The organism is Defluviimonas sp. D31 (genome assembly GCF_033436765.1).
In the GTDB taxonomy this organism is placed as follows: domain Bacteria; phylum Pseudomonadota; class Alphaproteobacteria; order Rhodobacterales; family Rhodobacteraceae; genus Albidovulum.
Genome location: NZ_JAWQFN010000003.1, coordinates 400,368 through 425,866 on the forward strand (window position 1 = coordinate 400,368; position 25,499 = coordinate 425,866).

Annotated in this window: 21 protein-coding genes; 10 read left to right on the forward strand and 11 right to left on the reverse strand. The window is 67.3% G+C overall.

The features are described 5' to 3' along the window. Window positions 1–88: 88 nt before the first annotated feature. The 4 genes from holA to R5H32_RS08320 form a co-directional block, all read right to left on the reverse strand. Entirely contained in the window at window positions 89–1,111 is a 1,023-nt protein-coding gene (holA, locus tag R5H32_RS08305) for a DNA polymerase III subunit delta (protein ID WP_318338214.1), read from the reverse strand. Then, a complete protein-coding gene (gene lptE / locus R5H32_RS08310; protein ID WP_318338215.1) occupies window positions 1,108–1,605 on the reverse strand; it encodes an LPS assembly lipoprotein LptE in 498 nt (165 codons plus the stop codon). Before lptE ends, holA begins: the two co-directional genes overlap by 4 nt. Further along, window positions 1,592–4,147 carry a leucine--tRNA ligase gene (gene leuS, locus R5H32_RS08315; protein ID WP_318338216.1) on the reverse strand — a complete coding sequence of 852 codons (2,556 nt, stop codon included), beginning with the start codon at window positions 4,145–4,147 and terminating at the stop codon, window positions 1,592–1,594. The genes lptE and leuS overlap by 14 nt, the downstream gene beginning before the upstream one ends. 119 nt (window positions 4,148–4,266) lie before the next feature. Next, window positions 4,267–4,794 (reverse strand): DUF3576 domain-containing protein, encoded by a 528-nt coding sequence (locus R5H32_RS08320; RefSeq protein WP_318338217.1) that lies wholly within the window; start codon window positions 4,792–4,794, stop codon window positions 4,267–4,269. A gap of 256 nt (window positions 4,795–5,050) precedes the next feature. Here R5H32_RS08320 and R5H32_RS08325 point away from each other — a divergent pair, with 256 nt between their 5' ends. The 3 genes from R5H32_RS08325 (at window position 5,051) to R5H32_RS08335 (ending at window position 8,977) form a co-directional block, all read left to right on the forward strand. Next, complete coding sequence (locus R5H32_RS08325; RefSeq protein ID WP_318338218.1) at window positions 5,051–6,016, forward strand: porin; 966 nt, start codon at window positions 5,051–5,053, stop codon at window positions 6,014–6,016. Between the two features lie 149 nt (window positions 6,017–6,165). After that, on the forward strand, window positions 6,166–8,331 hold the full coding sequence (locus R5H32_RS08330; protein ID WP_318338219.1) for a sulfotransferase: 2,166 nt from the start codon (window positions 6,166–6,168) through the stop codon (window positions 8,329–8,331). Then, window positions 8,318–8,977, forward strand: coding sequence for a YggS family pyridoxal phosphate-dependent enzyme (locus R5H32_RS08335; protein ID WP_318338220.1), 660 nt, complete (start codon window positions 8,318–8,320; stop codon window positions 8,975–8,977). The genes R5H32_RS08330 and R5H32_RS08335 overlap by 14 nt, the downstream gene beginning before the upstream one ends. A gap of 69 nt (window positions 8,978–9,046) precedes the next feature. On the opposite strand, the gene R5H32_RS08340 is transcribed toward R5H32_RS08335, so the two are convergent. Both R5H32_RS08340 and ribA read right to left on the reverse strand, forming a co-directional pair. Next, on the reverse strand, window positions 9,047–9,553 hold the full coding sequence (locus tag R5H32_RS08340) for a L,D-transpeptidase family protein (RefSeq protein ID WP_318338221.1): 507 nt from the start codon (window positions 9,551–9,553) through the stop codon (window positions 9,047–9,049). After that, on the reverse strand, window positions 9,550–10,638 hold the full coding sequence (gene ribA / locus R5H32_RS08345) for a GTP cyclohydrolase II (RefSeq protein ID WP_318338222.1): 1,089 nt from the start codon (window positions 10,636–10,638) through the stop codon (window positions 9,550–9,552). The genes R5H32_RS08340 and ribA overlap by 4 nt, the downstream gene beginning before the upstream one ends. A 159-nt stretch (window positions 10,639–10,797) precedes the next feature. Between ribA and R5H32_RS08350 the strand changes: the two genes are divergently transcribed. Beyond that, window positions 10,798–11,484 (forward strand): response regulator transcription factor, encoded by a 687-nt coding sequence (locus tag R5H32_RS08350; RefSeq protein WP_318338223.1) that lies wholly within the window; start codon window positions 10,798–10,800, stop codon window positions 11,482–11,484. A 110-nt stretch (window positions 11,485–11,594) separates the two neighbouring features. Here the strand turns inward: R5H32_RS08350 and R5H32_RS08355 are convergent, their stop codons facing one another. After that, entirely contained in the window at window positions 11,595–12,137 is a 543-nt protein-coding gene (locus R5H32_RS08355; protein WP_318338224.1) for a hypothetical protein, read from the reverse strand. A gap of 129 nt (window positions 12,138–12,266) precedes the next feature. Here R5H32_RS08355 and R5H32_RS08360 point away from each other — a divergent pair, with 129 nt between their 5' ends. Then, on the forward strand, window positions 12,267–13,055 hold the full coding sequence (locus tag R5H32_RS08360; RefSeq protein WP_318338225.1) for an exodeoxyribonuclease III: 789 nt from the start codon (window positions 12,267–12,269) through the stop codon (window positions 13,053–13,055). 31 nt (window positions 13,056–13,086) lie between these two features. Here the strand turns inward: R5H32_RS08360 and R5H32_RS08365 are convergent, their stop codons facing one another. Beyond that, window positions 13,087–14,172, reverse strand: coding sequence for a Hint domain-containing protein (locus R5H32_RS08365; protein WP_318338226.1), 1,086 nt, complete (start codon window positions 14,170–14,172; stop codon window positions 13,087–13,089). A 225-nt stretch (window positions 14,173–14,397) separates the two neighbouring features. Between R5H32_RS08365 and dapE the strand changes: the two genes are divergently transcribed. From dapE to R5H32_RS08380, 3 genes are all read left to right on the forward strand, one after another. Beyond that, complete coding sequence (gene dapE, locus R5H32_RS08370) at window positions 14,398–15,546, forward strand: succinyl-diaminopimelate desuccinylase (RefSeq protein WP_318338227.1); 1,149 nt, start codon at window positions 14,398–14,400, stop codon at window positions 15,544–15,546. Between the two features lie 111 nt (window positions 15,547–15,657). After that, window positions 15,658–17,913, forward strand: coding sequence for a ribonuclease R (rnr, locus tag R5H32_RS08375; RefSeq protein ID WP_318338228.1), 2,256 nt, complete (start codon window positions 15,658–15,660; stop codon window positions 17,911–17,913). Window positions 17,914–18,112: 199 nt separating this feature from the next. Then, window positions 18,113–19,267, forward strand: a complete 1,155-nt coding sequence (locus R5H32_RS08380) for a lytic murein transglycosylase (protein ID WP_318338253.1) — start codon at window positions 18,113–18,115, stop codon at window positions 19,265–19,267. A 71-nt stretch (window positions 19,268–19,338) separates the two neighbouring features. Here the strand turns inward: R5H32_RS08380 and dnaE are convergent, their stop codons facing one another. Together dnaE and R5H32_RS08390 are read right to left on the reverse strand one after the other, a co-directional pair. Beyond that, a complete protein-coding gene (gene dnaE, locus R5H32_RS08385; protein ID WP_318338229.1) occupies window positions 19,339–22,419 on the reverse strand; it encodes a DNA polymerase III subunit alpha in 3,081 nt (1,026 codons plus the stop codon). Between the two features lie 244 nt (window positions 22,420–22,663). After that, window positions 22,664–23,935, reverse strand: a complete 1,272-nt coding sequence (locus R5H32_RS08390; RefSeq protein WP_318338230.1) for a 4-aminobutyrate--2-oxoglutarate transaminase — start codon at window positions 23,933–23,935, stop codon at window positions 22,664–22,666. A 126-nt stretch (window positions 23,936–24,061) separates the two neighbouring features. Here R5H32_RS08390 and R5H32_RS08395 point away from each other — a divergent pair, with 126 nt between their 5' ends. Together R5H32_RS08395 and R5H32_RS08400 are read left to right on the forward strand one after the other, a co-directional pair. Beyond that, complete coding sequence (locus R5H32_RS08395; RefSeq protein WP_318338231.1) at window positions 24,062–24,631, forward strand: cupin domain-containing protein; 570 nt, start codon at window positions 24,062–24,064, stop codon at window positions 24,629–24,631. A gap of 141 nt (window positions 24,632–24,772) precedes the next feature. Continuing rightward, window positions 24,773–25,000: a hypothetical protein gene (locus tag R5H32_RS08400; RefSeq protein WP_318338232.1), complete on the forward strand. Its 228-nt coding sequence runs from the start codon at window positions 24,773–24,775 to the stop codon at window positions 24,998–25,000. Between the two features lie 99 nt (window positions 25,001–25,099). Here the strand turns inward: R5H32_RS08400 and R5H32_RS08405 are convergent, their stop codons facing one another. Further along, entirely contained in the window at window positions 25,100–25,465 is a 366-nt protein-coding gene (locus tag R5H32_RS08405; RefSeq protein ID WP_318338233.1) for a hypothetical protein, read from the reverse strand. Between the last annotated feature and the right edge of the window lie 34 nt (window positions 25,466–25,499).

Here is a 25,499-nt window from a genome sequence, read left to right on the forward strand (position 1 = left end):
AGTTGCCGGGGGCGGAGCACGGCGCCCGCGGTCGGTTCGAGGGGAGCGGCCGACGGTGCCGCGGGCCTGTGCAGCGCCGCTGTTTGGCTCAGCGCCGCCCGAGCATCGCCAGCCGGATCAGCGCCCGCTCCATCACCGCCATCGCCGGCGCGCGCGACGCGGAGCGCAGCGTCAGATCGGTGTCGGTCAGGATGCCGAGCGCGTTCTCCAGCCGGTGCATTCCCCAGTTCTGCGCCTGCCTGAGCATCCTGTCGCGGCGCGGTCCGAAGACCGGCGGGCGCATCCGGGTGATGCCCTCGCTCGGGCCGCCCGGCGCGGAGGCGGCCATGTGCAGGGTGCGGAAATGGCGCATCGCGGCGATCGACAGGGTGACCGGGTTCACGCCCTGGCCTTCCAACCGGCGCATGAGCGGCCCGACATCGGCCACGCGGGTTTCGGCCACGGCGTGAAGGACGTCGTCGACCTCCGCCTCGATCGTCGCGGGCGCGCAGGCTGCGACTTCAGCGGGCGCCAGCGGCGCGGAATCGCCGAACTTGTAGAGCGCGATCTTTTCCACCGTCTGCCGGAAATCGCCCGGGTCGAGATCGCGGGCCAGCGCGAGCAGGTCGGTCATCGCCTCGCGGCCGATATCGGCAAGGCCTGCCTTGGCGAGTACCGCCTCGATCTCCTCGCGCGAGGGCGGGTCATCGTAGATCCCGGCCGCATAGGCGTTCGGATGCTCCTCGAAGGCCTTTTTCAGCGCCGATGCCTTGGTCAGGCTGCCGGCCGTGACCACCAGCATCGCGTCGCCCGGCTTCCAATCCGCGAGTGCGGCTTTCAGCACCGGCGCCAGCCCGTCGGCGGCGTCCTCGACGAAGGCCACGCGCGGGCCGGGGAAGAAGCCTTGCGCTTTGAGCGCGTCCGCGACGAGGGCGGGATCCTTGCGCAGATCGGCGGCCGGAATCCGCGTCAGCCGCATCTCGGCCTCGCCCTCGGGCCCGATGAGCGCGGCGATGACTTCCTGCCGTTTCAGCGCGACACGCATCCCGTCGGCGCCGAAGATCAGGAGCCCCGCCCGATCGGGCTCCGGCTTCGCGAAGAAGCGGGTTGCTGCGGCGCCGGCGAGCTTCACGGGCTTTTCCGGTTGCCCGAGGTCGCGATCAGCCGGGTGACGATATCATCCGCGAGGATACGCATCAGGCGCGTGCGCGCGTCGGCCTCGGCGGCTTCCGTGGATACCGGCGTGCCGAAGGCAGAGTAGCTGGTGAACGAGGTTACGCGGCCCGAGCTGACGGTCTCGTTCGTCTGCGCGTTGCGAAGGGTGAAGTTGGCGGAACCGATCACCTGGTAGCGGTTGATCGCGTTGTCCGGTGCGACCGATTGCTCGACCGTCCGGGTGTCGATTCGGTAGCCAAGCTGGAACTCGGGAGAGCCGGTGCGCCCGAGCCGTTCCTCAAGCCGCTCGAGAAGGTCGAAACCGTCCTTGTCGCTGGGCGCATCGACCGCCACCCGGTCAAGAAGCTCGACCGCGGCGCCATCCGGCCCGTAGGCCGGGGCGAAGCCGCAGCCAGAAAGGGCCGCGACCGCCAGGAGGGCGAGGATGCGCCTGCGCTCAGACCACGACATTGACGATGCGGCCCGGAACGACGATCAGTTTCTTCGGCGCGGCCCCGGCCAGGGCCCGGATAACGGCGTCGTCGGCCAGCACGATCTTTTCGACCTCGGCCGGGGCCATGTCCTTGGGTACGCTGACTTCCCCCCGGCGTTTGCCATTGATCTGGATCGGCAGGACCACGGTGTCCTCGGCCAGCATCGCCGGATCGGCTTTCGGCCAGGGTGCCGCGGCGACGAGCCCCTCGCCCCCGGCAATCGCCCAGACGTCCTCGGCCAGGTGCGGCACCATCGGCGCCATGAGCTGCGCCAGCGTCCGCATCGCCGTGCGCTTGGCCGCGGCAGAGGCATCGGACTTCGAGAAGGTGTTGGTGAACTCGTAGAGCTTCGCCACCGCCTTATTGAAGGCGAAGCCCTCGATCCCCGCCGTCACGTTGGCGATGGCCCGGTGCATTGCCTTCAGGAGCGCCTCGTCCTGCGACGTATCGGTGCCGCCGCGGCTGTCGATTTCGGCGGCGAGCCGCCAGACGCGGGCGAGGTGCTTCTGCGTCGCCTCGGCACCCGAGGCGGTCCATTCGACGTCGCGTTCGGGAGGGCTGTCGGACATGACGAACCAGCGCGCGGTGTCGGCACCGTAGCGGGCGATGATGTCCATCGGGTCGACGACGTTCTTCTTCGACTTAGACATCTTGATGACAGGCCCGATCTCGACCGGCGTTCCGTCCATGAGCCGGGCGCCCTCGGCATCCCGCATCACGTCGTCTGGCGTGTGCCAGATGGGGCGTCCGTCCGGCCCACGCGTCGCATAGGTCTCGTGCGTGACCATGCCTTGGGTGAAGAGCGCATTGAAGGGCTCGATCGCCTTCTTGGGCAGGTGCCCGGTCAGGTGCATCGCGCGGGCGAAGAACCGGGAATAGAGCAGGTGCAGGATCGCATGCTCGATGCCGCCGATATACTGGTCGACGTTCATCCAGTAGTCGGCGTCTTCCGCGCTCGTCGGGGTCTTGGCGTGCGGCGCAGTGAAGCGGGCATAGTACCATGAAGAATCGACGAAAGTGTCCATCGTATCCGTCTCGCGCCGGGCCGGCGCGCCGCAGCTCGGGCAGGCGCAGTCGCGCCAGGTCGGGTGACGGTCCAGAGGATTGCCGGGCTGGTCGAAGCTGACATCGTAGGGCAGCTCGATCGGCAGGTTCTCTTTCTTCTCCGGCACCACGCCGCAGTCGGTGCAATGCACCACCGGGATCGGGCAGCCCCAGTAGCGCTGGCGGCTCACGCCCCAGTCGCGCAGGCGGTAGTTGGTGACGCCGCGGCCGACGCCCTTGGCCTCGCAATGGGCGATGGCGGCATCGACGGCCTCGTCCCCGGTCTGAACCTCGGACCCGGCGAAGCCGCGAACGTAACGGACGCGCTCGGACTTCATCGGGACGAAAGCCTCGATCAGCGGTGCGTCGTCGGCGCCCTCAGCGACAAAGACCGCCGGGATCGGGAGGCCGTATTTCGTCGCGAAGTCGAAATCGCGCTGGTCATGTGCCGGGCAGCCGAAGATGGCGCCGGTGCCGTAGTCCATGAGGATGAAGTTGGCGATGTAGACCGGAAGTTCCCAAGTCTCGTCAAAGGGATGGCGAACGCGGATGCCGGTGTCGAGGCCCTTCTTCTCGGCCTTCTCCAGCGCCTCTTCCGAGGTGCCGATGCGGCGGCATTCGGCGACGAACGCGGCGATCCTCGGGTCGTGCCGCTCCAGGTTCTTGGCGAGTGGATGGTCGGGCGAGATCGCGGCAAAGGAGGCGCCCATCAGCGTGTCGGGCCGGGTCGTGTAGACCTCCAGCCGGTCGAAGCCCTCGGGCGCGCCCGAGGTCGCGAAGGCGAATTGCAGGCCCCTCGACTTGCCGATCCAGTTGGCCTGCATCAGCCGCACCTTCTCGGGCCAGTCCTTCAGACCGTCGAGCGCCTCGAGAAGCTCACCCGCGAAGTCCGAGATGCGGAAGAACCACTGGGTCAGCTCGCGCCGCTCGACCTCGGCGCCCGAGCGCCAGCCCTTGCCGTCGATCACCTGCTCGTTGGCGAGCACGGTCATGTCGACCGGGTCCCAGTTCACCACCGCGTTCTTGCGGTAGACGAGGCCCTTTTCCATGAAGTCGACGAACATCGACTGCTGCTGGCCGTAATACTCCGGGTCGCAGGTGGCAAACTCGCGGCTCCAGTCGATGGAAAGGCCGAGGGGCTTCATCTGGTCGCGCATCACCGCGATGTTGCCGTAGGTCCAGTCCTTGGGGTGGCCGCCGCGTTCCATCGCCGCGTTCTCGGCGGGCATGCCGAAGGCGTCCCAGCCCATCGGATGCAGCACCGAGTAGCCGCAGGAGGACTTGTAGCGCGCCACGACGTCGCCCATCGTGTAGTTGCGCACATGGCCGATATGGATGCGCCCCGACGGATAGGGGAACATTTCCAGCACATAGTATTTCGGTCGCGAAGGATCGCGCCGTGCGGTGAAGCATCCGGCCTCTTCCCAGGCCTCCTGCCATTTCGGCTCGATGACGGCGGGATCGTAACGCGACATGTCTGTTTCCTCGGCGCTTGACCCGGCCGGTTATACAAGCGCCGCGCGCAAGGTCCAGAGTTTCCCTCCGGATCCTTTCTCCCGTACCGACAGCCTTCGGCTGGCCGGCGGTCCGGCGCTCAGAGACCGCCGTCGCGGATGCGAAGCTGGCGGGCCCGCGTCAGGATCGCGTCCTCGACGGCCTGGGTGGTGGCGGTGTCGACCGGCCCGGACTTGGACATCAGCGCGACCTTCAGCGACCGCGCGTCGAGCGCGGGATCCTGCACGTAGATCGTGGCACGATAGGCGCGCCCACCGCCGGGAGGCGTTCCGAAACCCGTCACGATCACGCCCGAGAACGGGTCGACCGATTGGATCGGAAGGAAGTCGAGCACTTCGAGTGAAGCTTGCCAGAGGTACTTGTTCACCTCCAGCGTTGTGTTGGGATCGGAGGAATTTCCGAACAGATCCCAAACAGTTGAGCGTTCCGGCGCGGGCGAGAGGCGGGCCAGGTTCTCGCGCTGCGCATCGGCGGCGGCGCGGGCCTCGAGCGTGGCGACATCCGTCGCGGACGCGCGCGGCCCGAACAGGCCGCCGCTGCTGCAGGCCGCCAGAGAAGACACGATCCCGCCGAGAATCGCTCCGCGCACCAAGATCCGGATCTTCATGAGCACCCCGTGACTGTCTTGATCCGCTGTCTAGCCGAGCCGAACCGTACGAACAAGGCTTTTCGGGCAAGGCAACCGGGGCCATGAGCGGACCCCCGCAGCGAGACTGTGGCAAGAACGCACCATCGCGATCCGGTCTTTCCGCGAAACCCGCCGTTTCCGTTGCATTGCAGAGGCTAAGTGGAGAAATAGACGCATACCCAATTCGGATTCCCCTGAGTTGGGCCCACCTTTAAAGACAACGAGGGAATACGAAATGAAAAAGCTTCTTCTCGCTTCCACCGCTCTCGTCGGCTTCGCCGGCGCCGCGGCTGCGGAAGTTTCGCTGTCGGGCTACGCCGAAATCGGCGTCCGTGGCGGCTCGGGCAACTTCGGCTCCGTGACTGCGATCGAGACCCAGTTCCACAACGACGTCGTCATCAACTTCAACTTCTCCGGCTCGACCGACAACGGCCTCGAGTTCGGCGGCAAGGTTCAGCTCGACGACTCGAACGGCTCGAACCCGAACGGCATTCCGCGGTTCGACGACGAAGCCTTCTTCGTTTCGGGCACCTTCGGCCGCGTCACCCTGGGTGAGACCGACGGCGCGTTCGACTGGGCGCTCTCGGAAATCTACTCGGGCACCGCTCTCAACGACGACCACTCGACCCATGCCGGCGCCTACTGGTACACCGGTCTTGACGGCACCTACGACAACCAGATCGCTCGCTACGAGTACTCGTTCGGCGACTTCGGCATCGCGGGTTCGGCCGAAATCGACGACACCGGCGTTGGAGACACCGTTTGGGGTCTCGGCGGTAAGTGGGCCGGTTCCTTCTCCGGTCTCGATATCGGCGCTGGCATCGGTGTCCAGGACAACGGCGTCAACACCGTCTGGGGCCTGAGCGGCCGCATCGCGATGCAGCAGGGCTTCTCGCTCTCGGCTGGCTATGCTGACCTCGACGGCACCGCGTTCCACACCTCGAACGGCTTCACCACCACTCCGCTGTCCGACTCCTGGTGGGGCGTTGGTGCGGCCTACTCGGCTGGCGCGCTTACCGTCGGCGCCAACTACGGCGCGTTCGACACCAATCAGGGCACCATCGATGGCTGGGGCCTCGTGGCGAACTACGACCTCGGTGGCGGCGCTGTTGCCATGGCCGGCTACGGCTCGGGCGACGCTGCTTCCTGGAACGGCGGCGGCAAGGACACCTGGTCGGTGGGCCTGGGTCTGTCGTTCTGATCGAACGCACGATCGAGCAAATCGGAAAGAGCGGGCCTTGTGCCCGCTTTTTTATTTGGCATCATTTGCCTGACGCTTCGACTGGGCAACTCGACACTCCGCAGTGCTGAGGCTAAGGTCCGCGCGATCTTGTGACCTTGGAGAAAGAGATGGCGGTGCTGACTGCGACGGAAATCCAGAACACCTACGCCGAGGCACTCAGGCTTCAGAATGCGGGCAATCGCGAAGCCGCGCTGAGGATTTATCTCGACCTTATCACAGACCACCCGCGCGTCGCCGAGGCGCAGTATCAGATCGGCGTGATCCATATGGCGGAGAACCGCTTCTCCCGCGCGATCCCGCATCTCGAAGCCGCCGCTCAGCTGAAGCCGGCCGAGGGCGCGATCTGGAAGGTCTGGACCGAGGCCGTGGCGCTTGGCGGGGACGCGGCGGCCGAGGAGACCTATCTGCGTCTCCTGAAAACCGCTCCGGTGCCGGTCAATATCAAACTCGCCCTTCAGGATCGCTTCGGGGCGCGGCGAAGCTCGACTCGCCCGGCGACACGGGGTGTACCACCGGCCGAGATGCGGCGCCTGGTCGGATTGATGGATGCTTCACGTCCTGCGGAAGCGGAACAATTCGCTTCTCGGCTCTTGGTCGCTCATCCCGGTTCGGCACCAGTCCTGAACATTCTCGCTACCGCGCAGTCAGTCCAGGGCAAGGCCGCTCTCGCCGAGGCGGCGTTCCGCAAATCGATCGCCGCAGAGCCGGGCTACGCCGAGGCTCATGACAATTTCGGGCGGTTCCTGATCGACCAGCGTCGCGAAAGGGAGGCCATAGACCACTTCCGCGAAGCCGTGATACTCGCGCCGGGCCTGCCGTCCGCACTTGTCAACTTCGCGAGTGCTCTCACCCGGACTGGCAATGCAGAGGCGGCGCTTGTGCTGCTCGACCGTGCAGAGCGCGCTGGGGTCAATGCCGCTGCCCTTTATATGGCGCTTGGCAATGTGCGGATGCGCATGAAGAACTACGCCGGCGCGGAAGAGGCGTTCGCGCGGTCGCTGGACGCGTCAAAGGGCAAGGCGATCGAGGCCATCGGCATGCTCGCGCAGGCGCAGGCCCGCATCGGCAAGGACGATGAGGCGCTGGCGAACTTCAACCGCGCGCTGGAGTTCGACAAGGATTCCCCGGTCGCGACCGCCGGCAAGGCGACCCTGCTGCAGGCCTTCGGTAATTTCGAGGAGGCGGATGTCCTGTTCCGGCGCAGCTTCGAGCTCGATCCCGACAACGGCGAGAACTACCGGGTCTTCATCGCCTCGCACAAGACCAAGCCGGGCGATCCGATCATCGACCAGATGCTGCGGCAATATGAGAATCCCCGGCTATCGGTCACGGACCGCATGAACCTCGGCTTCGCGCTCGCGAAGGCGCTCGAGGACACCAAGGACTACGGCCGCGTCTTCCACTATCTCGACGAGGCCAACCGGCTGATGTGGGCGGCCTCGCCGCACAACATGGCGGCGCGGCGCAAGGTCGTGGACATGACCAAGAACGCCTACGCCGATTTCGACTGGCACGGCGCCTCGATCGAGGGGGCGACGGACTACGCGCCGATCTTCGTGACCGGCATGCCGCGGTCGGGCACGACGCTCGTGGAGCAGATCATCGCCAGCCATTCCACGGTCTCCGGCGCTGGCGAGGTGGGCGAGGCGGCGCAATCCGCGCACCGGTTCCTCGCGGATGGCAAGAACGCACGGGCGGTCGGCGACATCCCGGCGGAGGAGATCGCCGATCTCGGCCGCGAGATGGAACGAATCCTGCGCGCCCGGCGTCCCGAGGCCGAGCGGGTCACCGACAAGTCGATCCAATCCTACATGCACCTGGGCCTCATCCGGCTTGCCATGCCGAACGCGCGGTTCGTCGTCGTGCGCCGTGACCCGCGCGACAACCTGCTGTCGATCTACAAGAACAAGTTCCCCGAGGACACGCACCAGTATGCCTACGACCAGCGTGAGCTCGTGCGCTACTACGGCACCTTCGTCGAGATGATCGACTTCTGGCGCGAGCTCGTGCCCGACTGGTTCTACGAGGTGCAGTACGAAGAGCTCGTGGCCAATCCCGAGGAGGAGACGCGCAAGCTGATCGCGGCCTGCGGGCTCGACTGGGAGGATGCCTGCCTTAGCTTCCACGAGACCAAGCGCAAGATCGAAACCCTGTCGGTCTACCAGGTGCGGCAGCCGATCACCAAGAGCTCGGTCAAGGGCTGGCAGCGCTACGAGAAGGAGCTGAAGCCGATGCTCGATGCGCTGCGGGAAGGCGGTTATGTCGCTGACTGACATTGACGCTAGGATCCGCGGCGCCGAACGCGCGGCGGGGCGGGGCGAAGGTTCTGTGACGCTCATCGCGGTCTCGAAGGTGCAGCCGCTCGACCGGGTGGTGTCGGTGCTGGAGGAAGGCCACCGCGTCTTCGGCGAGAACTATGTGCAGGAGGCGGCGGGCAAGTGGCCGGCGCTGCGGGAGCGGTTCGAGGGCATGAAGCTCCACATGATCGGGCCGTTGCAGACCAACAAGGCGAAAGCCGCGGTCGAGCTTTTCGACGCGATCCATACGCTGGACCGTCCCTCGCTCGCCGAAAAGCTCGCTCGGCTCGCCGACGCGCGCGGAGCGTGTCCGGAGCTCTTCGTCCAGGTCAATACCGGCGAGGAGCCGCAGAAGGCGGGCGTTCTTCCGGCCGATACCGACGCATTCGTCGCCGCGTGCCGCGGGCTCGGCCTGCCGCTCGCGGGGCTGATGTGCATCCCGCCCGAGGGGATCGATTCCACGCCGCATTTCGCGATGCTGCGGGCAATGGCGGAGCGGAACGGGTTATCCGGCTTGTCCATGGGTATGAGCGCGGATTTCGAGGCGGCGATTGCCGAAGGTGCGACGCATGTCCGCATCGGCTCGGCGATCTTCGGGGCGCGGGATTACGGAGCGCGCTGAGGGGGCTTTCCGCCTCCTGCCGACCATGCGGCGAACGCACCCCCGAGCATGATTTCAGGCAGGACGGAGTCAGCGGCCGGGGACGATCACCCTTGTTCCCGGCGCCGCGTGGCGGGCGATGAACAGCAGATCTTGGCGCGCGAAGGCGAGGCAGCCGGCCGTCGGAAAGCCCGGGCGGCGCCATTGGTGGATGAAGATCGCGGAGCCGCGACCCGGCGTGGCATCGGGCCAGTTCCAGTCCAGGGGCAGGATCAGGTCGTACAAGGGATCGGCGCGACGGAGGCGCTCGGCGCTCTTGCCGAAGGGTTTGCGGGTCAGGTGGTTGTAGTCGGGATGGTCCGGTGCGTCGCACCAGCGATCCTCGAGGCGGATCGGTCTGGCCCAGGGCGGCAGGCTTCGGGCCGCGATTCGGTCGGCCCGGTACAGAAGGCCGATGACGCGGTGGAGGCCGGTCGGTGTCGCGCCGTCGCCCTCGCGCTTGTCGGACCGGATGCCGCCGCGCCCCGCCGAAACCGGGAAGGTACGGCCGAGAAAGCGCAGGCCAGTCGGGGTCAGGACGAGGTCGTCTGGGCTCATAGCAGGTGGCCGGATTTCCGCGCCTTGGTGGCGAGGTAGCCTTCGTTGTGGCGCGTCTGGCCGACCTTCAACGGCACGCGTTCGGAAACCGCGATGCCCATCGCCTCCATCATCCGAATCTTGGCCGGGTTGTTGGTCAGGAGCCGGACGGAGGAGAAGCCGAGCTGCTTCAGGAGGCCCGCGCCGAGGCGGAAATCGCGTTCGTCATCCTCGAAGCCGAGGCGATGGTTCGCCTCGACCGTGTCGAAGCCCTGGTCCTGCAGCGAATAGGCGCGCATCTTGTTGGCGAGGCCGATGCCGCGGCCTTCCTGGTTTAGGTAGAGCAGCACGCCCGCCCCTTCGGCGCCCATCTGGGCGAGAGCGGCGCGCAACTGCGGACCGCAGTCGCATTTCAGGCTACCGAGCAGGTCGCCGGTAAAGCAGGCCGAATGCAGCCGCGCGAGGACCGGCTTGTCGCGCGGTGGGCGGCCGATTTCGATCGCGTAGTGTTCCTCGCCGCCGTCGTCAGGACGGAACACATGCAGCCTCCCGGCCTCGGCCGCGACCATCGGCACGCGGGCGGCGATCACCGGATGGAGCGTGCTCGCGCGGGCGAGTTCGGGAGCCGCCCGGTCCCAGTCGATCAGCGTGAGGTTCTCCGTCGCGGCGAGTCGCAGCGCATCCGGTGCCGGCACGAGCAGCGCCGCCGGCAGGAGCCGGGCGGACTTGGCCAGGGAGATCGCGGCGCGTGCGAGCGTGGCATCGCCTTCGCGCAGGCTCTGGAACGGGCCTTTCATCGGCGCCCGGAGATCGTCGGCCGGATCGGCGGCCGCTGCGATCCAGGCCGGGGTCGCATCGCCGGGAACGGCCAGCCGAGCGATGTCGTCGTCGTAGGCACGCGCCTTCAGCGTCTCGGCGCGCCGCGAGGTGATCGCGAGCGTGAGCGGCCCCAGCGCGTGGAGCGCGGCGAAACGGTCCGGGTCCAGCGCCTCGGCCGCCAGCGCGAGCGCCGACTCGCCGCCGGCGGTGAGGATGACCGGCACCCCCATGCGCAGATCGGCGCGGGCGCGGTTCAAGCGTTCGATGATGTCGGGGCCGAGGGGCATTGGTTATCCGCGCTGGTTTCAGGTTTCTAGATAATCCGGCGCGGCGCGAATTGAAACAATTCCCGAGAGAGCGACACGAGCGCGTGAGAAAACCGTTGCATCCCTTGCCGGTCTCCGGGCGGCGGCACATCTTCGAATCCGGAAGCGGAGGGCAACATCATGGCCAATCTGAAAAAAATCCTGCTTGTCGACGATGACGACGATCTGCGCGACGCGCTGGCGGAACAGCTCCTTTCGACCGAGGATTTCGACGTCTTCGAGGCCGGCAACGGTGTCGAGGGGATCGAGAAGATCACGGCTGGTATCTTCGATCTCATCATTCTCGACGTGGGCTTGCCGGACACCGACGGCCGCGAGCTGTGCAAGAAGATGCGCAAGCATGGCGTGAAGTGCCCGATCCTGATGCTGACCGGGCATGACGGTGACGCCGACACCATCCTCGGGCTCGATGCGGGGGCAAACGACTACGTCACGAAGCCGTTCAAGTTTCCCGTCCTCCTGGCGCGGATCCGGGCGCAGCTCAGGACGCATGAACAGTCCGAGGACGCGATCTTCCAGCTCGGGCCCTACACGTTCAAACCGGCGATGAAGATGCTGATCGACGAGAGGGATCGCAAGATTCGGCTGACCGAGAAGGAAACCAACATCCTCAAGTTTCTCTACCGGTCGACCGAGGGCGTGGTGCCGCGCGACGTGCTTTTGCACGAGGTCTGGGGCTATAATGCAGGTGTCACGACCCACACGCTTGAGACGCATATCTACAGGCTTCGCCAAAAAATTGAGCCAGATCCGTCAAATGCGCGCCTTCTTGTGACCGAATCAGGCGGGTATCGTCTGGTAGCGTAGACGAAAGAATCCCCTGGCCGCGTCGGGGTTATGACGCGGCATCCTCCCTGTTGGACTGGCCGGGCTTAGTGCCCGGCCTTTTTTTCTGGATGGACCAAGCCCTCGTCGGATTACTCGACCGCCGCCGTTGTCGCCGGCGGGAAGCTCTTGTCGGCCAGGAACGGGTAGGCGATCGCCGCGAGTTGCTGGCGCTCGGGTCCGTCGATGCGCAGGAAATGCCAGCTTTCGCCTTCGCTAACGGCGAGAAGCGGCTGTTGATGGCGGGTCTTCTTGCCCTTGGACACGGTGGTGAAGGCCGTGGGAATGAGAACCCAGGTCGCCTCCGTGCCGTCACCGAGAGCCGAGTCCTCGGCGTCGAGCGCTTCGAGGTTGGCGGTGACGTTGCGGTATTTCGTGCCCTTCATCAGGTCCTTCGTCTGCTCGACCAGCGTCGATTCGAGTTGCTTCGACTCGATTCCGCTGGCTCCGGCGAAGACATTGAGAATGCGCGGCGGCAGGGCGCCGACGATCTTTTCGGCGTTGCCGGCCGTGATCGAGCGCAGATAGGAGTCTAGCGATCTCTGCATCGCTTCCGCCTCGGCGGGGCTGAGCGGGCGGGCGGCGGCGGGAAGCGCCACGAGGGCGGCAAGGGCGGCGGCAAGAACGATACGCATCGAGACCTCCTTCGGCGTCTGGCTGTGGCCGATCTTGCATAGCGGCGGCACGGGCTCAAGGGCCGGGCGTGGACATTCGCGATCCTCCGCCGTTAAGGTCGCGCGGCGCACGCGAAGCAGGAGAACGAGATGCCCTTCACCATCGCCACTTGGAACATCAACTCCGTCCGTCTGCGCGAGGCGCTGGTGCAACGGCTGTTGGCGGAGGAGGCGCCGGATATCCTCTGCCTGCAGGAATGCAAGTCGCCCGTGGAGAAGATCCCGACCGAGGGCTTCGCCGCGCTTGGCTACCGGCACATGGTGGCGCGGGGACAGAAGGGCTACAACGGCGTGGCGATCCTGTCGAAACTGCCGCTCGAAGAGGCCGGCGCACACGATTTCGTCGATCTCGGCCACGCTCGCCATGTCGCCGCGCGGCTCGAGAACGGGGTGACGATCCACAATTTTTACGTCCCGGCCGGCGGCGACATTCCCGACCGCGAGCAGAACGTGAAGTTCGGCCAGAAGCTCGATTACGTCACGGCGATGCGCGACTGGGCGCATGGCGAGAAACCGGAGAAGGCGATCCTCGTCGGCGATCTCAACATCGCGCCACGCGAGGACGACGTGTGGAACCACAAGCAGCTACTGAAGATCGTCAGCCACACGCCGGTCGAGGTCGAGCATCTCGGCGCGGCGCAGGACGCCGGGGCCTGGGTGGACATCACCCGCAATGACATCCCCGAGGGACAGCTCTACAGCTGGTGGTCCTACCGCTCGCCTGACTGGGATGCGGCGGACAAGGGGCGGCGGCTCGACCACATCTGGGCGACGCCCGACATCGCTAATGCCGCGCATGGAAGCCGGGTCCTGCGCGCCGCGCGTGGCTGGGAGCAGCCGTCGGACCACGCCCCGGTCTTCGCGACGTTCGATCTCTGACCGGAACGGCTGCGGAACGGTTCTGCGTGCGTCACACCGCGCGGGGCGCGCGCCGCCGCAGCCGCGCAAGGCTGAGTTCGAGCGCCTCGAATTCCAGCAACTCACGGCGGGCCGGGCGGGAATGCACGGGCAGGGCGCCCCGCGCGGCGAGTGCGCCGGGCGCGGTGGTGCGCGCGAGCGCGGGATTGGCGGCGATCCGGCCGAGATAGAGGCTTTCGGTCCAGACCCCGCCGGCGGCGATCAGTGCGTGACGCTCCAGAAGCAGGCCGTGGCAGATGGAGGTTTCGGCCTCCGCCTCCCACACGGCCGTTTCCCCGTTTACCAGGTATCGCGCCTCGACGAGAACTTCGTCCTCGCCGAAATGGTATTCGACATCGGCACCCGACAGCGCGATGCGCTGGGACGGCTGCACGATCAGGTCGCTGCCGAGGCCGAAATACGGGGCGATGAGCCGGACCGGCCGGAAGCGGCCGATCGCGGGAACCTCGATGCCGCCCTGCCAGAGCACCGGTTGCAGCCCGTTATCGGCCGTCAGGACCAGATCGCCGGGACGGATCGTTGCGATCGGACGCGGACCGTCGGCGGTCACGATCTCGGTCCGGGGCGCGAGGCCGGGCGTCGGCCCCACCGTCTGCCAGTGATCGGCGAGCCCGAGCCAGTTCAGCGCCGAATGGCGCTGGCCTTCTCGGTCGGTGTCGAAAAGCGCGCCGATCTCGCCGGCCAGCAGCGGCAGCGCGAAGGCCGCCTCGTGCTGGCGGATCGTGCCGCTCGTGAGGTTCTCCGCGGTGAGCAGGCTCCGCCCCCGGCGGTGGTCCCAGTGATAACTGATCCGGAGCTGGCCCGTGACCGGAACCCGGCCGAGGCCGATGGAAAGATGGCTGACGTCCGGCCCATGCCGGCGCAGGAAGTGCATGCGCCCGTCGCTCGTCGCCTCCAGTGCGAATATGCGTTGGGGTTCCATCCGCGGCGCGAGGCGCAGGACCGGGCCGCGGGTGCGCGCGATCTCGTCGAGATCGAGTTCAAGGACGAGCGTGCCGATGTCGAGCCGCGCCGGGAGCTCCGGTTTGCCGATCCGGCGGGTCTGGCCACCCATCTGGCGGAGCGCAAGCCAAGTCATGCCATGTGATCTCCGCAGGCGGAGACCGGCGCCGCAACGTGTCTGCCCGGGCTGCTTGTTCTTGCCATGTTCCCACTATGTCGGGCGGCGCGTGATTTGTGAATCGTCAATTTGAATGCCGATTCGCAGCGATGGCGGATCGGTGGCGGCGGTGCAACAGTCGCGCCGCATTGAAGCTTTGCGCCGAAGCGGCTAACGCTGGGCCGCTGTTTGAAGGAGTGCACCTTGACTGATCCCGTCGATGCCGTCCGGCTGACCGCCGACCTGATCCGCTGCCCTTCTGTCACGCCCGAGGAAGCGGGGGCTCTGGTCCTCCTGCAGGCGCTGCTCGAAGGCGCCGGCTTCGAATGCCACAGGGTCGACCGCGCCGGTACACCCAATCTCTTCGCACGCTGGGGCAAGAAGGGCGCGGAGCGCACGTTCGGCTTCAACGGCCACACCGACGTGGTGCCGGTGGGCGATACGGGCGCCTGGAGCCGCGATCCGTTCGGGGGCGAGATCCTGGACGGCTGGCTCTGGGGTCGGGGGGCGACCGACATGAAGTCCGGGGTCGCGTCCTTCGCCGCCGCCGCGGTCGATTTCGTACGCGCGACGCCGCCCGATGGCGCGATCGTCCTGACGATCACCGGCGACGAGGAGGGGCCGGGAACGGACGGAACGGTGGCGCTGCTCGACTGGATGGCGGCCGAGGGCGAGGCGATGTCGGTCTGCCTCGTCGGCGAGCCGACCTGCCCGGAGCGTATGGGCGACATGATGAAAATCGGCCGACGCGGTTCGATGAACGTGCAGATCGAGGCGCAGGGTGTGCAGGGCCATTCGGCCTATCCGCACCGGGCGAAGAACCCGCTTCACGCGCTGGTGCGGCTTCTGGACCGGATCGCCTCGGAGCCGCTCGACGGCGGAACCGAGCATTTCGACGCCTCGACGCTGGCCGTGACCTCGGTCGATACCGGCAACACGGCGACGAACGTGATCCCGGCGCGGGCGCGGGCGGCGGTGAACATCCGCTTCAACGACGCCCATAGCTCGGCGAGTCTCACGGATTGGCTGAAGGCCGAGGCGGCGACCGTCGGAGCCGAGACCGGGGTCGGATTCCAGGTCGCGGTTCAGGTGTCGGGCGAGAGCTTTCTCACCCCGCCCGGCGATTTCGTGCGGCTGGTGGCCGGGGCGGTGGCGGCCGAGACCGGGGTCGAGCCGGTTCTGTCGACCTCGGGCGGGACGTCGGATGCGCGGTTCGTGAAGGACCATTGCCCGGTCGTGGAGTTCGGGCTGGTCGGCAAGACCATGCATCAGGTCGACGAGCGGGTCGAGGTGGCTCAGATCGTTGAACTGAAGGCGATCTACGGCCGGATTCTCAGGGACTATTTCGCCTGACCTTGGCCACGGCGGAGAGTGCGGGAGCCTCCGGCGTGGATATTTCGGGTAAGATGAAAGCGCCACGGTTTTGCGCATGACGTGGCATGTGGCTCGTGCTAGCGAGTGGCTATGGCACGTATTCCTTCCAAGACCGAGATCCTCGACTGGATCGCCGACAATCCCGGCCTTTCGGCCAAGCGCGATATCGCGAAGGCCTTCGGCATCAAGGGTGCCGACCGGATCGAGCTGAAGCGGATCCTGAAGGAACTCGAGTCCGAGGGCAATCTGGAGCGTCGGCGCAAGACCTACCGCGATCCGGAAAAGCTGCCGCCGGTGACGATCCTCGCGATCCTGCCGCCCGACCGCAATGGCGACCAGTTCGCGCGGCCGCTGGAATGGCAGGGCGAGGGGCCTGAGCCACGGGTGCTGTTCCAGCCCCGCAAGGCCGACGCGCCGGTGGCCGAGGGCGACCGGATTCTCGCACGCGTCACCGAAGTGCGGGGCGAGGACCATCACTACGAGGCGAGGCTGATCCGCAAGATCGGCGCCAATCCCCACAAGGTCATCGGCATCTTCCGCAAGTCGGCCGAGGGCGGGCGGATCGTGCCGATCGACAAGGGCTCGGAGAAGGAATGGGTCGTCGCCTCCGACGCCACGCAGGGCGCGAAGGACGGCGAGCTGGTGGAGGCCGAGCAGGCCGGGCCGAAGGGCCGGATGGGCTTGCCGAGGGCGCGGATCCTCGCGCGGCTCGGTGATCCGTCGGCGCCGAAGGCGGTCTCGCTCATCGCGATTCACCAGCACGGCATTCCCGACGACTTCCCCGACGCAGCGATCGAGGAGGCCGACGGCAGGAAGCCCGCGCCCCTCGGCGACCGCGAGGACCTGCGCCATCTGCCCTTCGTCACCATCGACCCGGCCGATGCGCGCGACCACGATGACGCTTGCTATGCCCATGCCGACGAGGACCCGAAGAACGAGGGCGGCCATGTCGTCTGGGTCGCCATCGCTGATGTCGCGCATTACGTCACGCCGGGCTCGGCCCTGGACCGCGAGGCAAGGGTCAGGGGCAATTCAACCTACTTTCCAGACCGGGTGGTGCCGATGCTGCCGGACCGGCTGTCGGGCGATCTCTGCTCGTTGCACGAAGGTGTCGCGCGGCCGGTCCTCGCGGTCTGGATGAAGCTCGACTCGAAAGGCCGCAAGGTCTCGCACCGCTTCACCCGCGCGATGATCAAGTCGGTCGCGAGCCTCAATTACACCGAGGTGCAGGAGGCCGAGGACGGCCGCCCGAACGAGCGTTGCGAGGCACTTCTCGGCGACGTCATCAAGCCGCTCTACGCCGCCTACGAGGCGACGAAGACCGCCCGCGCGATGCGCCAGCCGCTGGACCTCGACCTGCCGGAGCGCAAGATCGTCCTCAGCGAGGAGGGCGAGGTTCTGTCGGTCGCCTTCCGCGAACGGCTCGACGCGCACCGGCTGATCGAGGAATTCATGATCCTCGCCAATGTCGCCGCCGCCGAGGAACTGATCCGACTGCGCCGCCCGCTTCTCTTCCGGGTGCATGAAGAACCGTCGCCCGACAAGCTCGACGCGCTTCGCGAGGTGGCCGAGGCGTCGGGCTTCACGCTCGCCAAGGGCCAGGTCCTCAGGACCGAGCATCTGAACCGGCTGCTGGCTCAGGCCGAGGGCACCGATTTCGACGAGCTTCTCAACATCACCACGCTGCGCTCGATGACCCAGGCTTATTACCACGCCGAGAACTTCGGCCATTTCGGCCTTGCCCTGAAGTCCTACGCGCATTTCACGTCGCCGATCCGGCGCTATTCCGACCTGATCGTGCACCGGGCGCTGATCCTCGGCCACGGCTGGGGCGAGGACGGGCTTTCTGCGCAGGACATCGAGATGCTGGAGGACACCGCCAAGCATATCTCCGAGACCGAGCGCCGCTCGATGGCGGCCGAGCGCGACACGACCGACCGCTACCTCGCGGCCTATCTTTCCGAACGGGTCGGCAACGAGTTCACCGGCCGCGTCAGCGGCATCGCCCGCTTCGGGCTCTTCGTGAAGCTCGACGAGACCGGAGCGGACGGGATCATCCCGATCCGCACCTTGGGGCGCGAGTTCTTCCACTACGATCCAAAGAGCCAGACCCTGATGGGCGCCGATACCGGGACCGAGATCGGCATCGGCCAGCGGGTGACGGTGCGCCTCGCCGAGGCGGTGCCGGTCACCGGCGGCCTGATGCTGGAGCTTCTGGAGATCGAGGGGCGGCCGATGGCCGCCGGCGCCTCGGCACGGCGCGGCAAACCGGCCGGGCGCCGGCCCGGCCAGGCGAAGGCGAAATCGGCGCGCACCAAGCGGCGGGTCGAGCGCAAGCGGCGCTGAGGGTCGCGGCGGGCCGCCGAGCGTCTCAGGCGACTCTTTCCCGAAAGGCGTGGTGGCGCTACACTTCGGGCAAAGAAACGAACGAGGCAGGTGAGACATGCGACACACAGCCGGAATCGTCACGCTTTGCACGTTGCTCCCGCTCGCGGCGGAAGCGGCCGGACCGGTGCCGGGCGTTCCAGCCATTGAAGGGACCGTCATGGAGAACCCCGAGAAGATCGTCCCGGCCGCGTACAACCAGGGCTTCGACCGCTGGATCAACGGCTTCCGCGGCCGCGCGACGGCGCAGGGGATCCGGGCGGATGTGTTCGACCGCGCCTTTCAGGGCGTCGAGTACAATTCCGACGTGATCGCCAAGGACCGCAACCAAAGCGAATTCACCAAGACGATCTGGGACTATCTCGACAGCGCCGCCTCGGAAAAGCGCGTGGCCAACGGCAAAGCGGCGCTTGCGGAGCACCGCAAGCTCCTCGAACGGATCGAGGTGACCTACGGCGTCGACAAGGAGGTGGTGGTGGCGGTCTGGGGTCTTGAAAGCTCCTACGGCACTTACCGCGGCACGATGCCACTTATTGAATCGCTGGCGACGCTGGCCTACGACGGGCGGCGGGGCAGCTTCTTCGAAAGCCAGCTCATCGCGGCGCTTAAGATCGTCCAGGCCGGCGATGTCGACCCGCGCGCGATGACCGGAAGCTGGGCCGGGGCGATGGGGCATACCCAGTTCATCCCGACCTCGTATCTCGACTATGCGGTGGACTTCACCGGCGACGGCAAGCGGGACATCTGGTCGGACAACCCGGCCGATGCGCTGGCCTCTACCGCGGCCTACCTCGCCCGCTTCGGCTGGCAGCGCGGCCTGCCCTGGGGCGTCGAAGTGCAACTGCCGAGCGGCTTCGACTTCGGCCTCACGGGCGACCGGATCAAGAAATCGCCATCGGACTGGGCGGCGTTCGGCGTGCGCGACATGGACGGGCGGGTGGTGCCGAACCACGGATCGGCCTCGATCCTGATGCCGGCCGGCGCCCGCGGCGCGGCCTTCATGATCTTCAAGAACTTCCAGGTGATCGAGCGCTACAACGCCGCCGATGCCTATGTGATCGGCGTCGGCCACCTCGCCGACCGCATCGCCGGCGGCGGCCCGATCCGGGCGGGCTGGCCGCGCGACGACCGGGCGCTTCTCTTCGCCGAACGTCGCGAGTTGCAGGAACGCCTGACCCGGGCGGGCTTCAATACCCAAGGCGTCGACGGCAAGATCGGCCCCAACACGATCACCGCGATTCGCGCCTACCAGCAGGCGGTCGGCATGATCCCCGATGGTTACGCAAGCCTCGACGTCCTCAAGCGGCTGAGGTGAAAGAACCCTGCCGCGCTTGCGAGGCAGGGTGCTTCCACTTGGACGGTCATCGGCGTCCCCGCCTGTACCGCTCAGCCAGTCTTCCCGATTCTGGTTTCCACTTGGTTAAAATATCCCGGGGGAGTGGGGGCAGCGCCCCCACGCGGGTCGGGACGCGGAGCGCCCGGGACAGAGCTTTCAATGCCTCCGGCGGGGATATTTTTGCCAAGTGGAAGCGGCAAGCCGGGCGATGGCGGGGGCGTGAGCCGCGCCCGCAGAAGCGCCATCGGATGGCTCCGGAGTGTGAGCCGCAGCGCGGCGTAATCCTCCACCACATGCTCGCCCTCGCTCATCGCGGCGAAGGTCACGGCCGGCTCCATGATGCCCTCGCCGTCGATGTCGTCCGCGAAGAGCGGCAGCGGCCGGTCGGTCGTGGCGCGCGCGGCCCAGAGCGCGTCGCGGCGCGACAGGCCGAGGCCCGCGAAGGCGTCGGCTTCGGCCAGAAGCGTGAGCGTGCGCGGGCCGATGCCGGCGCGGCGCCAGACATCCTCGACCGCGCGGTAGCCGTTGCCGCGTGCCGCCGTGATCCATTCGCCCTCCGCCTCGGTCAGACCCCGGATCTGGCGGAAGCCGAGGCGGAGCGCGAGCCCGCCCTCGCGCAGCGTCTCCATCCGGTTGTCCCAGGTGCTCGCGTTGATGCAGACCGGCAGCACCGTGACCCCATGCGCGCGCGCGTCGCGCACGATCTGGGCCGGGGCATAGAAGCCCATCGGCTGGGAGTTGAGGAGCGCGCAGGCGAAGATGCCGGGATGGCGGTATTTGAGCCAGGCCGAGGCATAGACCAGAAGCGCGAAGCTCGCGGCGTGGCTTTCGGGAAAGCCGTAGCTGCCGAAGCCCTCGATCTGCGAAAAGCAGCGCGCGGAGAAGTCGTCGTCATAGCCGTTCGCGCGCATGCCCTCCATGAAGCGGTCGCGGAACTCCGAGACGTTGCCGTGCTTCTTGAAGGTGGCGAGCGAGCGGCGGAGCCGGTCGGCCTCCTCGGGCGAGAAGCCCGCGCCGATGATTGCGATCTGCATCGCCTGTTCCTGGAACAGGGGCACGCCGAGGGTCTTCTCCAGTACCGCGCCGAGCGCGTCGGAGGGAAACGTGACACGCTCCTGCCCGTTCCGGCGGCGGATGAAGGGATGTACCATGTCGCCCTGGATCGGGCCGGGGCGGATGATCGCGACCTGGATCACGAGGTCGTAGAACTTCCTTGGTTTCATCCGCGGCAGGAAATTCATCTGCGCCCGGCTCTCGACCTGGAAGACGCCGACAGAATCGGCCTCGCAGAGCATGTCGTAGACCTCCGGGTCCTCGGCCGGGAGGGTGGCGAGCGTATAGCCGGTCTTGTGGTGCCGGGCGATCAGGTCGAAGGCCTTGCGGATGCAGGAGAGCATGCCGAGCGCCAGCACGTCGACCTTGAGGATGCCGAGCGCGTCGATGTCGTCCTTGTCCCAGGGAATGACCGTGCGGCCCTCCATCGTTGCGTTCTCGACCGGCACCAACTCGTCGAGGCGTCCCTCGGTCATGATGAAGCCGCCGACATGCTGTGAAAGGTGGCGGGGAAAGCCCTGGATCTCGGCGATGAGGTCGAGCGTCTGCAGAAGCCGCCGGTCGGTCGGGTCGAGCCCGATCTCCTGCAGGCGCCCGGGCGAGACCGCGCCGCCGCCCCAGCCCCAGATCTGGCTCGACATGGCCGAGAGCGTATCCTCCGATAGCCCCATCGCGCGGCCCACCTCGCGCACGGCGCGCTTGCCGCGGTAATGGATCACGGTGGCGCAGAGCCCGGCGCGGTGGCGGCCGTATTTGGCATAGATGTGCTGGANGCGGCCCACCTCGCGCACGGCGCGCTTGCCGCGGTAATGGATCACGGTGGCGCAGAGCCCGGCGCGGTGGCGGCCGTATTTGGCATAGATGTGCTGGATCACCTCCTCGCGCCGCTCGTGCTCGAAATCGACGTCGATGTCGGGGGGCTCGTCGCGCGCCTCGGAGACGAAGCGCTCGAAGACCATTGTGCCGATCTCGGGGCTGACCGAGGTGACGCCGAGCGCGTAGCAGACCACCGAATTGGCCGCCGAGCCCCGGCCCTGGCAGAGGATGCCGCGTGCCCTTGCGAAGGCGACGACATCGCGGACGGTGAGGAAATATGGCTCGTAGCCGAGCTTCGCGATGAGGGCGAGTTCGTGCGCCGCCATCGCCCGCACCCGGTCCGGCGTACCGTTCGGATAGCGCCAGCGCAGGCCCTCATGTGTCAGGCGCGCGAGGCGGGCGGCGGGTGCCTCGCCCTCCGAGACTTCGGAGGGATATTCGTAGCGCAGCTCGTCGAGCGAGAAGGCGAGGCGGCCCGCGATCTCGCCCGAGCGGTGGACGGCGTCCTCGTGGCCCGCGAAGATCCGCAGCATCTCGGCCTCCGGGCGCAGGCGTTGTTCGGCATTGGCAAGCGCGGCACGGCCGAGATCGTCGATGCGGGTGCCGGTACGGATCGCGGTCAACACGTCGGCGAGACGGCGGCGCGCGGGCTGGTGCATGAGCGGGCGGGCGGAGGCGACGGTCGGCAGGCCGAGGTCGCGGGCGAGGGCGGCGAGCCGGTCGAAGCGGGCGCCGTCCGCGCCGTCGTAAGAGGGCGCCATCAGGAGCGCGAGCCGATCCCCGCCAAGGCGGCGCGTCAGCCGTTCCGCCCGTGTCGCCCATGCGCCCGCGCCGCCCCCCGGCCTGTCCGCCCGTGTCACCGTCTCGGATGGCGGGTGGAGGAGCAACTCCATCCCCGTCCCGCCCCAGGCGAGGAGGTCGTCGAAGTCGAGATGGCATTCCCCCTTCGGCGCCCGGAGCCGCCCGGCCGAGATCAGCCGGCAGAGCCGGCCCCAGCCGGCACGGTCCCTTGGCAGGGCGGTGACGGTGAACCCGTCGGCCAGCCGGATCAGCGCGGCGGGGATGAGGCGCGGCGCCGTTCCCGTCTTGCGCCGGATCTCCCGCGCCGCGACATGGGCACGGACGATCCCGGCCACGGAGTTCACATCGGCGATGGCGAGCGCCTTCTGGCCGCATTCGGCCGCCGCGCCCATCAGCTCCTCGGGATGCGAGGCCCCGGTGAGGAAGGTGAAGTTCGACGTGGCGGAGAGTTCAATGAACATGGGCGGGTCCTTGCAGTCGCATCATAATATTCATGTTTTGTTCTTATTGCGAGTCCCGCAAGGCGAGGCTGCCGCCGGCGACCGTCATTGCAGACAGAAATTGCTGCTTTCACTTTCTGTCCGAAAATACTCTCGGGGGTGAGCCCCGGATGCCATCCGGGGCGAGGGGGCGGAAAGCCCCCTCAGCCGCAAACTGAAACGGCCGCCCGGAGGCGGCCGTACCAGAGCGTCGGGTGCGGGTTTCTCAGCCCTTGCGCGCGGCGCGGACCGCTTCCTCGAGCTTGCCGAGGGCCTCGGTGAAGACGCCGTCCTGGATGGTGATCGGCGAGAGGAAGCGGATCACGTTGCCATGCACACCGCAGGTCAGGAGCAGGAGACCACGGTTCAGCGCCTCGGCGCGGACCCTGTTCGCGAAATCGGCCGAGGGCTTGCCGCCGAGATTGAACTCGACCGCGTTCATGAAGCCCGGACCGCGGATATCGACGATCTCGGGCACGTCGTCGCGCAAGCTGGCGAGGTGCTGCTTCAGTCGCGCACCGAGCTGGTTGGCGCGGTCGCACAGCCCTTCTTCCTCGATCACGTCGAGAACCGCGTTCGCGGCGGCGATGCCGAGCGGGCTGCCGCCATAGGTGCCGCCGAGTCCGCCTGGCGCCGGGGCGTCCATGATTTCGGCGCGGCCGGTGACGGCCGCCAGCGGGAAGCCGCCGGCGAGCGACTTGGCCATCGTCGTGAGGTCGGGCGCAACGTCGTGATGGTCCATCGCGAACATCTTGCCGGTGCGGGCGAAGCCGGTCTGCACCTCGTCGGCGATGAGAAGGATGCCGTGCTCGTCGCAGATCGCGCGAAGCGCCGCCATGAACTCGCGCGGCGCCTCGTAGAAGCCGCCCTCGCCCTGCACCGGTTCGACGATGATCGCGGCGACGCGCTTGGGGTCGACATCGGCCTTGAAGAGGTAGTTGAGCGCGTCGATCGACTTCTCGACCGTCATGCCGTGCATCGGCACCGGGAAGGGCGCGTGGAAGACGTCGGCCGGCATGCCGCCGAAGCCGACCTTGTAGGGCACGACCTTGCCGGTCAGTGCCATGCCCATGAAGGTGCGGCCGTGGAAGCCGCCGGTGAAGGCGACGACGGCCTGGCGGCCGGTCGCGGCGCGGGCGATCTTGACGGCGTTCTCGACCGCCTCGGCGCCGGTGGTCACGAAGATCGACTTCTTCTCGCCTTTGCCCGGAACCATGCCGTTCAGCCGCTCGGCGAGGCGGACATAGTTCTCATAGGGCACGACCTGGTGGCAGGTATGGGTGAAACGGTCGATCTGGTCCTTGACGGCCGCGATCACCTTCGGGTGGCGGTGGCCGGTGTTCAGGACCGCGATGCCGGAGGCAAAGTCGATGTAGCGGTTGCCTTCCTTGTCCCAGATCTCCGCATTCTCGGCCCGGTCGGCATAGATCTGCGTCATCACACCGACGCCGCGCGACATGGCGGCCTTGCGGCGGGTTTCGATCTCGGCGTTCAGCATGGTGGGTCTCCTCGGAACGTTGTCCGCTCCCATTAGTCCTTCGGCAGGAAATGATCAATATTGCGAATTGATGCACAATAAATTTATCGCTATGGGATGAGCCGGGCAAGCAAGGGACCGCCGGGCATGGATTTCGACACCGGATCGCGGCTGAAGGAAGAGCGCGAGAAGCTGCGCCTGTCGCAGCGCCAGCTCGCGGCGGCGACGGGGGTGACGAGCGGCATGATCTCGATGATCGAGCAGAACCGCACCAGCCCCTCGGTGGCGACGTTGAAGAAGATCCTCGCCGGGCTCGGGATCTCGCTTGGCGATTTTTTCGCGGGCGGCGGTGATGGCGGGACGAAATGGCATTTCCGGCATGACGAGCTGCGCGAGATCACGCCGGCGGCGAAGCTCGGCGAGGCCGGTGCGCGCGTCGTTTTCCGCCAGGTCGGCCGTCCCGGCGCCAGTGCGATCCAGATGCTCCACGAGACCTACGCGCCGGGCGCAGATACCGGGTCGGAGCTTTACAGCCACGACGCCGAGGAGGCGGGGATCGTGATCTCGGGCCAGGTGCTGGTGACGGTGGGCGCGGAGACGCAGCTTCTGACCGCGGGCGACGGCTATCTCTTCAACAGCCGCACGCCGCACCGGTTCCACAATCCGGGGCCGGAGGATTGCGTCATCGTATCGGCCTGCACGCCGCCGACCTTCTGACCGCGGGCCGCCGTCGGCGGAATCGTGCGGACCGCCCGAGGCGATTTCGGCCAGGCTTGGCCGAGAGAATCCCCGCTTATGGCCAGACCGGCGCCAAGGGGCGATCCTTGGGGTCCTAGTCCCAAAGGAAAGGAGCCTCTCATGGACTATGAACAGCACATGCCGGGCCGCTCCTCCTACGATCCCTCCCGCGCCCGGCCGCAGATGCCCCGCGAGGGCGGGGCAGGCCGCGTCCTGCTTGTGACCGCCGTCGTCATCGTGGCTCTCGCGCTGGTGCTCGGGATGGCGGGCGGTGGCGGGGAGGTCGCGCCGGCCGATCCGGCCGCCGCGCCCGCAGCTACGGAAACGGCGCCTGCGACGACCGAGTGACGTCACCTACAGGACCGAAGGGGCGGGCGCTCAGGCGCCCGCCTTCGATTCGAAAAGCGGCAGCCGGGGGGGCTGGCGCCGCGTGGGCGCGGCCCTTGGTCAGCCACGCGGCCGCGAAGGGGAGGAGTGCGATGCCCGCGCGCCAGATGTGGTGGTGGCTGGCCGCCATCGCGGCCTTTGCCGAGGCCCCGGCGAGGAAAATGGCAGGATCGCTGTTCCCGATACCGGGAAGGTCACGCGGCGGCCGGTCCAGTACGGCTTGCCCGCCGCATCGCGTTCCTGGCCGCGATAGCTAAGATGGGAGATTCTGACGGCGGCGAATGAAACGGTCCGCCCCCCGACCATCGGCTTGCAGCAGAAATCGATGATCGAGGCTGCGAACCGATTGCCGGGAAACGTTGCACAGACGAGAAACGCGGCCGGAAGAAAGAGGCCGAGATAGTCCAGCGCCCGGCGCAGCGCCATGCAGGACGGGACGAGATCGGCATCGGCGATCTTC